This window comes from Klebsiella pasteurii, from assembly GCF_018139045.1.
Classification (GTDB): Bacteria; Pseudomonadota; Gammaproteobacteria; order Enterobacterales; family Enterobacteriaceae; genus Klebsiella; species Klebsiella grimontii.
The window spans coordinates 4040133-4053166 of record NZ_CP073236.1 but is presented as its reverse complement, the minus strand read 5'-3'; the positions used below and the strand labels follow the sequence as shown (position 1 = coordinate 4053166).

Annotated in this window: 11 protein-coding genes; 9 read left to right on the top strand and 2 right to left on the bottom strand. The window is 58.2% G+C overall.

Annotated features, from left to right (window positions below; translation table 11 throughout):
• Nucleotides 1-177: 177 nt before the first annotated feature.
• From rhaB to rhaM, 9 genes are all read left to right on the top strand, one after another.
• Nucleotides 178-1644: a rhamnulokinase gene (gene rhaB, locus KCG39_RS19045; protein ID WP_049113473.1), complete on the top strand. Its 1467-nt coding sequence runs from the start codon at nt 178-180 to the stop codon at nt 1642-1644.
• Nucleotides 1641-2900, top strand: coding sequence for an L-rhamnose isomerase (gene rhaA / locus KCG39_RS19040; protein WP_004127202.1), 1260 nt, complete (start codon nt 1641-1643; stop codon nt 2898-2900). Before rhaB ends, rhaA begins: the two co-directional genes overlap by 4 nt.
• 136 nt (nt 2901-3036) lie before the next feature.
• Nucleotides 3037-3867, top strand: coding sequence for a rhamnulose-1-phosphate aldolase (gene rhaD, locus KCG39_RS19035; RefSeq protein WP_004127198.1), 831 nt, complete (start codon nt 3037-3039; stop codon nt 3865-3867).
• An 85-nt stretch (nt 3868-3952) separates the two neighbouring features.
• Nucleotides 3953-4939: a rhamnose ABC transporter substrate-binding protein gene (gene rhaS / locus KCG39_RS19030; RefSeq protein ID WP_004127197.1), complete on the top strand. Its 987-nt coding sequence runs from the start codon at nt 3953-3955 to the stop codon at nt 4937-4939.
• Between the two features lie 96 nt (nt 4940-5035).
• A complete protein-coding gene (locus KCG39_RS19025; RefSeq protein ID WP_004127195.1) occupies nt 5036-6547 on the top strand; it encodes a sugar ABC transporter ATP-binding protein in 1512 nt (503 codons plus the stop codon).
• On the top strand, nt 6547-7551 hold the full coding sequence (locus KCG39_RS19020) for an ABC transporter permease (RefSeq protein ID WP_087828799.1): 1005 nt from the start codon (nt 6547-6549) through the stop codon (nt 7549-7551). Before KCG39_RS19025 ends, KCG39_RS19020 begins: the two co-directional genes overlap by 1 nt.
• Complete coding sequence (locus tag KCG39_RS19015; RefSeq protein ID WP_142468540.1) at nt 7548-8552, top strand: ABC transporter permease; 1005 nt, start codon at nt 7548-7550, stop codon at nt 8550-8552. The genes KCG39_RS19020 and KCG39_RS19015 overlap by 4 nt, the downstream gene beginning before the upstream one ends.
• A 115-nt stretch (nt 8553-8667) precedes the next feature.
• A complete protein-coding gene (gene fucO, locus KCG39_RS19010; protein ID WP_004127190.1) occupies nt 8668-9816 on the top strand; it encodes a lactaldehyde reductase in 1149 nt (382 codons plus the stop codon).
• Nucleotides 9813-10127, top strand: coding sequence for an L-rhamnose mutarotase (gene rhaM / locus KCG39_RS19005; RefSeq protein WP_142447086.1), 315 nt, complete (start codon nt 9813-9815; stop codon nt 10125-10127). Before fucO ends, rhaM begins: the two co-directional genes overlap by 4 nt.
• A 54-nt stretch (nt 10128-10181) precedes the next feature.
• Here the strand turns inward: rhaM and KCG39_RS19000 are convergent, their stop codons facing one another.
• Nucleotides 10182-11546, bottom strand: a complete 1365-nt coding sequence (locus KCG39_RS19000; protein ID WP_004127187.1) for a NosD domain-containing protein — start codon at nt 11544-11546, stop codon at nt 10182-10184.
• Nucleotides 11547-11643: 97 nt separating this feature from the next.
• On the bottom strand, nt 11644-13032 hold the full coding sequence (locus KCG39_RS18995) for a glycoside-pentoside-hexuronide (GPH):cation symporter (RefSeq protein ID WP_004127186.1): 1389 nt from the start codon (nt 13030-13032) through the stop codon (nt 11644-11646).
• Nucleotides 13033-13034 lie beyond the last annotated feature (2 nt).

Sequence of the window (13034 nt, the reverse complement as noted above, 5' to 3'; positions counted from 1 at the left end):
GGGAACTGCGGACAACATCACATCCCGCACGCCACCGCAGAGAAAACGAAACTGTGACCTCTCTCACGGTCACCTTTGCTTTCTTGCCAGCGGCCAATTTTCCCTGTCAGTAACAAGAAGGTGAGCCTGACGCGACTTTTTTAGACTGCATGCAATGATTTTCACAAGGATCTTCCCATGAGTCTTCGTCATTGTGTCGCCGTTGATTTAGGCGCCTCCAGCGGGCGGGTGATGCTAGCCAGCTATCAACCCGGTCAGCAAACCCTGGCCCTGCGCGAAATTCACCGCTTTACCAATAGTCTGCAGAAGGTCGATGGCTTCGACTGCTGGGATCTCGATAGCCTCGAAGAGGAAATTCGCCGCGGTCTGGAGAAGGTCTGCGAACAGGGCATCCTGATCGACAGCATCGGCATTGATACCTGGGGCGTGGATTATGTCCTGCTGGATAAACAGGGCCAGCGTGTCGGCCTGCCGGTTTCCTATCGCGACTCCCGCACCCAGGGCCTGATGCGCCACGCCGAAGCCCAACTGGGCCGCGCGGAAATCTACCGCCGCAGCGGCATTCAGTTTCTGCCGTTTAACACCCTTTATCAGCTGCGCGCGCTGGTTGAACAGCAGCCGGAGCTGGTCAGCCAGGCCGCGCACGCGCTGCTGATCCCGGACTACTTTAGCTTCCGCCTGACCGGCAACATGAACTGGGAATATACCAACACCACCACCACGCAGTTGGTCAACATCAACAGCGATAGCTGGGATGAAGACCTGCTGAACTGGAGCGGCGCGCCGCGCGAATGGTTCGGTACGCCGACCCATCCCGGCAACGTCATCGGCCACTGGATTTGCCCGCAGGGCAATCACATCCCGGTGGTCGCCGTCGCCAGCCACGATACCGCCAGCGCGGTTATCGCCTCGCCGCTGGCCAGCAAAAACGCCGCCTACCTCTCTTCCGGCACCTGGTCGCTGATGGGCTTTGAAAGCAAAACCCCCTGCACCAGCGATGCGGCGCTAAGAGCCAATATCACCAACGAAGGTGGCGCCGAAGGCCGCTATCGGGTGCTGAAAAATATTATGGGCCTGTGGCTGCTGCAGCGGGTGCTCAAGGAGCAAAACGTCGGCGACCTGCCAGCGCTGATCGCGCGTACTGCTGCGCTTCCGGCCTGCCGCTTCGTCATCGACTGCAACGATGACCGCTTTATCAACCCGGACCACATGAGCGCGGAAATCCAGGCCGCCTGCCGCGAATCCGGGCAGCCGGTTCCTGATACCGACGCCGAACTGGCGCGCTGCATTTTCGACAGCCTGGCGCTGCTCTACGCCCGGGTGCTCAACGAGCTGGCGGCGCTGCGCGGTCAGCCGTTCAGCCAGCTGCATATCGTCGGCGGCGGCTGCCAGAACGAACTGCTTAACCAGCTGTGCGCCGACGCCTGCGGCATCACCGTGGTTGCCGGCCCGGTTGAGGCCTCCACGCTTGGCAATATCGGTATCCAGCTGATGACCCTGGATGAGTTGAACAACGTCGATGAATTCCGTCAGGTGGTACGACAAAACTACGCTCTCACTACCTTTACCCCTAATCCTGAAAATGAAATTGCCCGCTTCGTCGCGCAGTTTCAGCCACAACAGAACAAGGAGCTTTGCGCATGACCACTCAACTTGAACAAGCCTGGGAAATTGCCAAACAGCGCTACGCCAGCGTCGGCGTGGACGTCGAGGAGGCCTTGCGCCAGCTGGATCGCCTGCCCGTGTCCATGCACTGCTGGCAGGGCGATGACGTCGTCGGTTTCGAAAACCCGGAAGGAAGCCTGACCGGCGGTATTCAGGCCACCGGCAACTACCCGGGTAAAGCGCGTAACGCCAGCGAGCTGCGCGCCGACCTTGAGCAGGCGATGAGCCTGATCCCCGGGCCAAAACGCCTGAACCTGCACGCGCTCTATCTGGAATCCGATACGCCGGTATCGCGCAATGAAATTAAGCCGGAGCACTTTAAAAACTGGGTGACGTGGGCGAAAGCCAACAAGCTGGGGCTGGATTTTAACCCCTCCTGCTTCTCGCATCCGCTGAGCGCCGACGGCTTTACGCTGTCGCACGCCAACGATGAAATCCGTCAGTTCTGGATCGATCACTGCAAGGCCAGCCGCCGTATTTCCGCTTACTTCGGCGAGCAGCTGGGCACGCCGTCAGTGATGAATATCTGGATCCCGGACGGCATGAAGGATATTACCGTCGACCGCTTCGCGCCGCGCCAGCGTCTGCTGAACGCGCTCGATGAAGTGATTAGCGAAAAGCTCGACCCGGCGCACCACATTGACGCCGTGGAGAGCAAGCTGTTCGGTATCGGCGCGGAAAGCTACACCGTCGGCTCCAACGAGTTCTACATGGGTTACGCCACCAGCCGCCAGACCGCCCTGTGCCTGGATGCAGGCCACTTCCATCCGACGGAAGTCATCTCCGACAAGATCTCCGCCGCGATGCTCTATATCCCGCGCCTGCTGCTGCACGTTAGCCGCCCGGTACGCTGGGACAGCGACCACGTGGTACTGCTGGATGACGAAACCCAGGCCATCGCCAGCGAAATCATCCGTCACGATCTGTTCGACCGCGTGCATATCGGCCTCGATTTCTTCGACGCTTCGATTAACCGCATCGCGGCGTGGGTGATTGGCACGCGCAATATGAAGAAAGCGCTGCTGCGCGCCCTGCTGGAACCGACCGCCCAGCTGCGTCAGCTGGAAGTCGACGGCGACTACACCGCCCGTCTGGCGCTGCTGGAAGAGCAGAAGTGCCTGCCGTGGCAGGCCATCTGGGAGATGTACTGTCAGCGTCACGATACGCCGGCGGGCAGCCAGTGGCTGGATAACGTACGCGCTTATGAAAATGCGGTTCTGAGCCAGCGCGGGTAATGCCTGGACGTTCCCCGGGTCGCGGCCGGGCTACGAACCGGTAGCCCGGATAAGCCGTTTACGGCGCAATCCGGGGCTCGCACATATTCAGGGCGAGGGGCCAACCCCGCGCCGAATCAACAGGAAAGACAAGACTATGCAGACCATTATCGACGCCTGGTTCGTCCAGGGCATGATTAAAGCCACTTCCGACGCCTGGCTGAAAGGCTGGGACGAGCGCAACGGCGGCAACCTGACGCTGCGCCTGGACGAAGCGGATATTGAACCCTACGCGGCGGATTTTCACGCCAAACCGCGCTATATCGCCCTGAGCCAGCCCATGCCGACGCTGGCTAACCAGCCGTTTATCGTCACCGGTTCCGGTAAATTCTTCCGTAACGTCCAGCTCGACCCGGCAGCGAACCTCGGGGTGGTGAAAGTCGACAGCGACGGCGCGGGATACCATATTCTTTGGGGCCTGACCAACGACGCGGTGCCCACTTCCGAGCTGCCGGCGCACTTCCTGTCGCACAGCGAGCGCATCCGGCTGACCAACGGCAAAGACCGGGTGATCATGCACTGTCACGCCACCAACCTGATCGCCCTGACCTACGTGCTGGAGAACACCAGCGATCTGTTCACCCGCAAGCTGTGGGAAGGAAGTACCGAATGTCTGGTGGTCTTCCCGGACGGCGTCGGCATCCTGCCGTGGATGGTGCCGGGTACCGACGAAATCGGCCAGGCCACCGCCGAGGCGATGCAGAAACATTCGCTGGTGCTGTGGCCGTTCCACGGCGTTTTCGGCAGCGGCCCCAATCTGGACGAAACCTTCGGCCTGATCGATACCGCCGAGAAATCCGCCGAGGTGCTGGTGAAAGTCTATTCAATGGGCGGGATGAAACAAACTATCACCCGCGAAGAGCTGATAGCCCTTGGCAAACGCTTCAACGTTCAACCCCTGCAGTCCGCATTAGACCTTTATCAATAACAACATCGCGCCCCGCTCACCGAGACGGGGCGAAAAAAACACCTGCAAACCCTACAAACTAACTCGATTATGTGGAGTAAAAGCAATGAAAACAAACACAAGCTTGATCCTCACCGTTGCCATCCTGGCGTTGTCCGGTTCCGCTTTAGCCGAAGTCAAAATCGCCCTCGTGGCGAAATCATTGGGAAATGGATTCTTCGAAGCAGCGAACGTCGGCGCGCAGGAAGCAGCCAAAGAGTTAGGCGATGTCAAAGTGATCTATACCGGCCCGACCACCACCACCGCCGAAGCGCAGATCGAAGTGCTGAATGGTTTGATCGCCCAGGGGGTGGATGCGATCGCCATTTCCGCTAACGATCCCGACGCCGTGGTGCCGGTGCTGAAAAAAGCGATGCAGCGCGGTATTAAGGTGGTCTCCTGGGACTCCGGCGTCGCGCCGGCGGGCCGCCAGATCCATCTTAATCCGTCCAATAACGCGCTGATTGGCGAAACCAACGTTAAGCTCGCCGCAGATGCGCTGAAGGCGCTGAACGTGGAAAAAGGCGATGTGGCGATTTTAAGCGCCACCCCAACCTCCACCAACCAGAACATCTGGATTGAGGAGATGAAAAAGGTGCTGCCGCAGTACCCGTCCGTCAATCTGGTGACCGTCGCCTACGGGGACGATCTGTCGGATAAAAGCTACCGCGAAGCGGTGGGCCTGCTGAAGTCATACCCTGACCTGAAAGTGATTGTTTCGCCTTCGTCGGTGGGGATCGTGGCCGCCGCGCAGGCGGTAAAAGATCAGGGCAAAATCGGCAAGGTCTACGTTACCGGGCTGGGGCTACCGTCGGAAATGGCTGGGGCGATTAAATCCGGCGCCAGCAAAAGCTTCGCCATCTGGAACCCGATTGACCTCGGCTACGCCGCCACGTATCTGGCCGACGATTTAGTCAAAGGCACGGCGACCAAAACCGAAGCCAATATGGGCAAACTGGGCAAAGTGAAGCTGGACGCCGACGGTAGCGGCGCGATGGCCGAACCGTTCGTCTACGATGCGAGCAACATCGATAAGTTCTCAAAAATCTTCTAATCCCCCTTACCCGACCCTCTCTCCTCAAGGGAGAGGGAACAAACCACTCTCTCGCTCTTTGGGGGAGGGTAAAGGGTAATTTGACGGAGAACTATCATGTCAGCATCCACCCCACTGCTGTCGCTGAAGGGCATCACCAAGGTTTTTCCCGGTGTCCGCGCCCTTGAAAACGTGCAGCTCGATCTCTGGCCCGGTAAAGTGACCGCTTTAATCGGCGAAAACGGCGCGGGGAAATCTACGCTGGTCAAAGTGATGACCGGCATTTATCAGCCCGAAGAGGGCGAGATTCTCTATAAAGCGATCCCTATCCAACTGCCGAACCCGGAGTCGGCGCACAAGGTCGGGATCACCGCGATTCATCAGGAAACCGTGTTGTTCGACGAACTCTCGGTGACCGAAAATATCTTCGTCGGCCAGTATCTGCATCGCGGCCTGCTGAAGAAGCTCGACTGGCCCGCCATGCACCGCAAAGCCAGCGAAATTCTCACCCGCCTCGAGGTACAGATTGACCCGCGCGCGACGCTGAAAACCCTCAGCATCGCCCAACGCCATATGGTAGCCATCGCCCGGGCGCTCTCCTTTGAAGCCCAGGTGGTGATCCTCGATGAGCCGACGGCGGCGCTCTCGCAGCATGAAATTCTGGAGTTTTATCAAATCGTTGAGCGCCTGAAGCAGGACGGTAAAGCGATTCTGTTTATCTCGCATAAGTTCGATGAGATTTTCGAGCTGGCGGACTACTACACCATTCTGCGCGACGGCGTGTACGTCAGCTCCGGCGCGATTAACGATATCACCGAAGAGCGGATGGTGGCGATGATGGTGGGCCGCGCGATTACCCAAACCTACCCGAAAGTCGACTGTATTCCGGGAGAAACGGTGCTGGAGGTGAAAGACCTTTGCCACCCCACCGAGTTCGCCCATATCAGCTTCAGCCTGCGCAAAGGGGAGATTCTTGGCTTTTACGGCCTGGTGGGCGCCGGGCGCACCGAGCTGATGCAGGCGCTCTCCGGAGTCTCACATCCCTCTTCCGGCGATATTGTGCTGAAGGGGAAACCGATGCGCTTTCGCCAGCCGGCCGACGCGATCGGCGCCGGTATCGTCTGCGTGCCGGAAGAGCGGCAGAAGCAGGGAGCGATTATCGCCCTGCCGATCGCCCAGAACATCAGCCTGCCGCAGCTCAGCAAACTGAACCCCGGCGGCGTGCTTAACGACGCCCGCGAATGGCGGCTGGCGGACGAGTACGCTTCGCGCCTGCAGGTTAAGGCCTTTAGCTGGCGGCAGGCGGTGGAAACCCTTTCCGGCGGCAATCAGCAAAAAGTGGTGATCGGCAAATGGCTGGCGACCCATCCCGAGGTGATTATCCTCGACGAACCGACCAAAGGCATCGATATCGGCTCCAAAGCGGCGGTGCACCAGTTTATGTCCGAGCTGGTCAGCCAGGGGCTGGCGGTGATTATGGTCTCTTCGGAGCTGCCGGAAGTGATGGGTATGGCCGACCGGATTATCGTGATGCATGAAGGGCTGATGGTCGCCGAGTACCGCGCCGGTGAAGCGACGGCGGAAACCATCGTTAGCGCCGCCAGCGGCATTGGTCAGGAGGCAGCGTAATGGGCCGACAACTGCTTAAACACCGTGAAGCGCTGCTGGCGGTGGTCGTCATTTTGATGATCGGCGCGATCGGCAGCCGGGCGCCGTCGTTCGTCTCGCCGGGCAATCTGGTGGAGATGTTTAACGACACCGCCATCCTCATCATCCTCGCCCTCGGCCAGATGATGGTACTGCTGACCAAAGGCATCGATCTGTCGATGGCCGCCAACCTGGCGCTGACCGGGATGATCGTCGCCCTGCTCAACGCCCACTATCCGGGTATTCCGGTGGCGGCGCTGCTGGCGCTGGCGACCCTGCTGGGCCTGCTGATGGGGATAATTAACGGCCTGCTGGTCTGGCGGCTCGGCATCCCGGCCATCGTGGTCACGCTGGGCACCATGAGTATTTATCGCGGGATTATCTTCCTGCTCTCCGACGGCGGCTGGGTGAACTCGCACCAGATGAGCGCCGATTTTCTCGGCCTGCCGCGCGCCTCGCTGCTGGGGCTGCCGCTGCTGAGCTGGTGCGCCATCGCCGCACTGCTGCTGGTGGGCTATTTCCTGCGCTACAGCCGCACCGGTCGGGCTTTGTACACCGCGGGCGGCAACGCGACGGCGGCGTACTACACCGGGATTAACGCCGGGAAAATGCAGTTTGTCAGCTTCTGCCTCTCCGGCGCGCTGGCCGGGTTCTGCGGCTATCTGTGGATCTCGCGCTTCGCCGTCGCCTATGTCGATGTCGCCAACGGTTTTGAACTGCAGGTAGTCGCCGCCTGCGTCATCGGCGGCATCAGCACCATGGGCGGAACCGGTCGCGTGCTCGGCTGTCTGTGCGGCGCGCTGTTCCTTGGGGTGATTAATAACGCGCTGCCGGTGATTGGCATTTCGCCGTTCTGGCAAATGGCCATTTCCGGCGCGGTGATCGTCATTGCGGTGCTGCTTAACGAACGCGGTAATAAAGGTAGCGGGCGATTAATCCTGCGCAACGCGGCGCTGGCGCGGCAGAAACAGGCGGTGAAATCATGAGCAAAATAATGATGTCTGAAGAGATGAAAAGCGCCCCGGCCGCGCCGTCGCCGCTGCGCCGTCTGCTGTGCTGGGAAGGGTTTCTGCTGGCGGTAACCCTGGCGGTATTCGTGGTTAACGCCCTGGCGTCGCCCTACTTCCTTAATATCTGGAACCTGTCGGACGCCACGTTTAACTTCACCGAAAAAGCGATCATCGTGTTGCCGATGGCGATGCTGATTATCGCCAGAGAGATCGACCTTTCGGTGGCGTCGACGATGGCGCTGAGCTCAACGGCGATGGGCTTCTGCGCGGCGGCGGGTATGGATACGCCGCTGCTGGTGGCCGTCGGGCTGGGCGTGGGGCTGCTGTGCGGCCTGTTCAACGGTATCCTGGTGACGCGCTTTAACCTATCGTCGATCGTCATCACCATCGGCACCATGAGCCTGTATCGCGGGATAACCTACATTCTGCTCGGCGACAAGGCGCTCAATCAATACCCGGAGAGCTTCGCCTGGTTCGGCCAGGGCTACGTGTGGGGGGCGCTCTCTTTTGAGTTCGCACTGTTTATCCTCCTCGCCGCCGCCTTTACCTTCCTGCTGCATAAAACCAACTTTGGCCGCCGGACCTACGCCATCGGCAATAACCCAACCGGGGCCTGGTTCTCCGGCATCAACGTCAAGCGTCACAATCTGGTGCTGTTCGCGCTGGTCGGGCTGATGGCCGGGCTGGCGGCGGTCCTGCTGACCTCGAGGCTCGGCAGCACCCGCCCGACGCTGGCGATGGGCTGGGAGCTGGCGGTCGTCACGATGGCGGTGCTCGGAGGCATCAATATTCTCGGCGGCTCCGGCAGCATGGTGGGGGTGATTATCGCCGCTTTCCTGATGGGGCTGGTGACGTTTGGCCTGAGCCTGCTCAACGTGCCGGGGATCGTGATGTCGATCATCATCGGCGCGATGCTGATCGTGGTGATCTCGCTGCCGATTATTACCCGGCGGATGATGCAGCGAAGACGAATTTAATTTCCCCTTCACCCTAATCTGACCGGTACGTGTAGCCCGGGTAAGGCGCCAGCCGCGACCCGGGGGCGGATGAAGGGAAACGGATTACCCAAAATCAACATTAAGGAGAATTATCATGAGTTTTATGTTGGCACTGCCCAAAATCAGCCTCCACGGCGCGGGCGCAATCGGCGATATGGTCAAGCTGGTGGCGGGCAAACAGTGGGGTAAAGCGCTGATCGTCACCGACGGTCATCTGGTCAAAATGGGCCTGCTCGATAGCCTGTTCACCGCCCTGGACGCCCAGCAGATGTCTTACCATCTGTTTGACGAGGTGTTCCCTAACCCAACGGAAGCGCTGGTGCAACAAGGCTACGCGGCGTATCAGGAAGCAAACTGCGACTTTATTATCGCCTTCGGCGGCGGCAGCCCAATTGATACCGCCAAAGCGGTCAAAATCCTCACCGCCAATCCGGGACCGTCCACCGCCTACTCCGGCGTCGGCAAGGTGAAAAACGCCGGCGTGCCGCTGGTGGCGATCAACACCACCGCCGGAACAGCGGCGGAGATGACCAGCAACGCGGTGATCATCGACGCCGAGCGCAAGGTGAAAGAGGTGATTATCGACCCCAATATCATCCCGGATATTGCCGTCGATGACGCCAGCGTGATGCTGGATATCCCGCCATCCATTACCGCCGCCACCGGCATGGACGCGCTGACCCACGCCATTGAAGCCTTCGTGTCCGTTGGCGCGCATCCGCTGACCGACGCCAACGCCCTGGAGGCGATTCGCCTGATCAACCTGTGGCTGCCGAAAGCCGTGGACGACGGACATAACCTTGAAGCCCGCGAGCAGATGGCGTTTGGCCAGTATCTGGCGGGCATGGCGTTTAACAGCGCCGGTCTCGGCCTGGTGCACGCGCTGGCCCATCAGCCGGGCGCCACCCACAACCTGCCGCACGGCGTGTGCAACGCCATCCTGCTACCGATCATCGAAAACTTTAACCGCCCGAACGCCGTCTCCCGTTTCGCCCGCGTGGCGCAGGCGATGGACGTTGATACCCGCGGCATGAGCGATGAGGCGGCCAGCATGGAGGCAATCAACGCCATCCGCGCGCTGAGCAAACGCGTCGGCATTCCGCAAGGCTTCAGCCAGCTTGGCGTTAGCAAAGCCGATATCGAAGGCTGGCTGGACAAAGCGCTGGCCGACCCGTGCGCGCCGTGCAACCCGCGCGCCGCCAGCCGCGATGAAGTCCGCGAACTCTATCTGGAGGCCTTATGATCCGCAAAGCTTTCGTTATGCAGGTCAACCCGGACGCGCATGAAGAGTATCAGCGCCGCCATAACCCCATTTGGCCGGAGCTGGAAGCGGTGCTGAAAGCCCACGGCGCGCACCATTACGCGATATATCTCGATAAAGCGCGCCATCTGCTGTTCGCCACGGTGGAGATTGAGTCCGAAGCGCGCTGGGACGCCGTCGCCGGGACCGAGGTGTGCCAGCGCTGGTGGCGGCATATGCGCGACGTGATGCCCGCCAACCCGGACAACAGTCCGGTAAGCGCGGAGCTCAAAGAGGTGTTTTATCTCGATTAAATCCCTGACGGCCCCGCTGCGTTTAGCGGGGCCACCGCTTGAGGTTGAAGAGCGTTACATCGTTCCGGGAACGGGCGTGGCCCTGAAGGCGTTTACCGCCCTGTCCATCAGCACCTGATTGTCACTTCCGCTATCCAGGATCGTGTTTTGCGCAGAGCGCTTTTCTACCAGCACGGCGACCGCATCGAGGGCTTTTAATCTGTCCGTGGTGAGCAAGGCGCTGACCTGCGCCGCAAAGCAGGCATCCTCTTCCAAAGTTTGCGCCTGCGCCGCCGACGCCTCAGTCGTCGCCACGATATGGTTATTGGCAAGGTAGTTCCCCTTGCCGGCAACAAGACGGATGACGATCGGCTTTATTCCCTGCGGCTTGAGATACTGGACATCGACGGTTTCGGAAATATGATTGGCAATAATCGAGTTATTACTCCCGTCAATATACAGCAGACCATAGGTATCATCTCGCCCATTGTCATAAGCCTGCATCGGCGGCCAGGGCTCACGATCGCGCAAGAAGTGGTTTGCCGAGATCAGATTCTCCGCGCAGTTGTTCTCCATTATCAGCATACCAGGATAAAACGAATGGAATCGGTTGCTGGTGACGCAGGAGCGTACAACGCCGGATAAGTGGACGCTGCTGGCGCCGCGCGGGAAAATATTGTTGGTAGAAATTAATAACCCGCCGAAGTTTTGCGCGTAAATGGAATAGCCTTTATAACCTGCGCCAATCAAGTTATCGGTTATTTTTGACGCCTGCCCGGCGCCGCGGAGTTCAATACAGTTACCGCATTCGGCAATAAAGTTATTATGGATCGCCATCGCATCGCTGTTGTACGCGGTGAGGCCATGCTCGAGGTAGATGAACCCCATCCCGGTGATCCGAAAGGCGTCCTGCGCGCTGGCGATATAAATTCCGGTTTTACCGTTGGTGTAGGTATTTTCCGGATCGTTGTTTCCCAGCCCATCATCCACAAAGTGCAGGCCATCAATACAGAAGTTTTCGAACGCCACCGAACTGATACGCGGCGCCCCGCTGCGCTTTACATAAAACGCGGCGCCGGCGTGCTCTTCATCGCCGTCCTGCGGACAAAGATCGACCAGGATACGGCTCCCGCCCGGCCACAGATCGTGCAGGTTCGGCCATTCATCCGCTGGGGTATTAAAGCGAATGCTTGAGGAGACAAAACCATGCCCGGCGCCCATTATTTTTAAATAGCTTATATCAATCAAGACCTGCGTCGTCAGATGATAATCGCCGGGCGGGATAAAGATAGCGGCGCCCGGTTTTCCGCCGTCGTTGATATCGGTTTCGGTTTGCCGGGATTTAATATCGGCGATAATACTATTAATTACTTCACCAATATCCTGATAGGGATTACCCACCGGCCACCGCGTGACATCATAATAATTTTCAGGCACCATAAAAACCTCCTTTTATATTAAATAGAAATTAATAAGCAATATTTAAACGGTAGTTATTTCATTGTTGAATAAAACCGATACTCTGCGCTCCAGGTCATTAACCGTGGCCTTTTTCCAGCTCGCGCTTTGCCAGATCCGTTTTAATTCTTTCAAGGAAAGCGTTATTCAGCTTAAAATAGCGCACCAGATACGCGCTGATGAAATAACTCACCATCGGCAGCAGTGAAAACATCATGATAATACCTTGAATGGTCTGCGAATTTTGCTGCGGCTCATTCGCGACATAGCCGGTAAACGCCAGAATCCAGGCGACGATCGCGCCGGCGACCGCCAGACCCATTTTGAGCATAAACAGGTTTCCCGCGAAGGAGATGCCGGTCAGGCGTTTACCAAATTTCCAGTCGCCGTAATCGTCGACGTCGGACATCATCGCCCACAGAATAGGGCCAGACTGTATTAAATGCAGAACGTTAATAATGATGAACAGCGTCATCAGCGGGGTCAGGGATTGCGGATCAACAAACCACAGCGCAAATGAGAGAATGCCGAGAATAATATTAATAACGCGGAACAGCGCCAGCTTATCAAAGCGATCGGTTAGCGGTTTGGCAAGCACGCTGCCCAGCATATTACAGGCCACGCCCAGCGCCATAAAGAAGGTAATAAATCCAACCGACTCTTTCATGACGTAAGTAGCATAATAGATAGTGACGCCACCGCGGATAAATGCCGGGAAAACGTTCAGGAAGGTAATAGCGATCATCAGGAGCCACTGATCGTTTTTGATAATATCGCGCAGGTCTTTCTTCAACGACTCGTTTTGCTTCACCGACACCACCCGCTCTTTAATGCTGGAAAAGCAGAACAGGAACATCAGCGTTGCCGCGCCGCCCATAATGATCATGGTCAGTTGGAAACCGGAGGCGCGATCGCCGTTACCCAGCCAGTCCGTTAACGGCAGAATAGAGGAGGAAATAATTAATGTCGCCAGGCCATTAAGGAAAAAACGCCAGGACAGACAGCCCATACGCTCTTTCTGATTGAGGGTAATCACGCCGCCGACCGAGCAATAGGGAATATTAATCGCGGTGTAAATCAGCGACATGACAAGATAGGTGACCCAGGCATAGATAATCTTGCCGTTCATGCTGAGATCGGGGGTAGTAAACATCAGTACCGCGCCCAGGCCAAACGGAAGCGCCATCCATAATAACCATGGACGGAATTTACCCCAGCGCGAGATGGTGCGGTCGCAGATTGCCCCCATTAGCGGATCGCTAAAAGCGTCAAAGATACGGATAACCAGGAATAATGTGCCAACCACCCCGGCATTCAGGCCATAAACATCGGTATAAAACCACGTCAGATATAGCGCCAGGACGCTCCATATCATTCCCGACCCGGCGTCACCCATGCCGTAGCCTATCTTCTCCCTGAGCCCGAGCTTTTCATAAGCGCCTGGCTTTTCCATTGCGGTAGCAGACATAA

Excerpts from the sequence above, each read along its gene's own strand:
- fucO (WP_004127190.1), top strand. The coding sequence starts at position 8,668 with ATGAGTTTTATGTTGGCACTGCCCAAAATCAGCCTCCACGGCGCGGGC.
- rhaS (WP_004127197.1), top strand. The coding sequence starts at position 3,953 with ATGAAAACAAACACAAGCTTGATCCTCACCGTTGCCATCCTGGCGTTG.
- rhaM (WP_142447086.1), top strand. The coding sequence starts at position 9,813 with ATGATCCGCAAAGCTTTCGTTATGCAGGTCAACCCGGACGCGCATGAA.
- KCG39_RS19025 (WP_004127195.1), top strand. The coding sequence starts at position 5,036 with ATGTCAGCATCCACCCCACTGCTGTCGCTGAAGGGCATCACCAAGGTT.
- KCG39_RS19015 (WP_142468540.1), top strand. The coding sequence starts at position 7,548 with ATGAGCAAAATAATGATGTCTGAAGAGATGAAAAGCGCCCCGGCCGCG.
- KCG39_RS19000 (WP_004127187.1), bottom strand. The coding sequence starts at position 11,546 with ATGGTGCCTGAAAATTATTATGATGTCACGCGGTGGCCGGTGGGTAAT.
- KCG39_RS19020 (WP_087828799.1), top strand. The coding sequence starts at position 6,547 with ATGGGCCGACAACTGCTTAAACACCGTGAAGCGCTGCTGGCGGTGGTC.
- rhaB (WP_049113473.1), top strand. The coding sequence starts at position 178 with ATGAGTCTTCGTCATTGTGTCGCCGTTGATTTAGGCGCCTCCAGCGGG.
- rhaD (WP_004127198.1), top strand. The coding sequence starts at position 3,037 with ATGCAGACCATTATCGACGCCTGGTTCGTCCAGGGCATGATTAAAGCC.
- KCG39_RS18995 (WP_004127186.1), bottom strand. The coding sequence starts at position 13,032 with ATGTCTGCTACCGCAATGGAAAAGCCAGGCGCTTATGAAAAGCTCGGG.
- rhaA (WP_004127202.1), top strand. The coding sequence starts at position 1,641 with ATGACCACTCAACTTGAACAAGCCTGGGAAATTGCCAAACAGCGCTAC.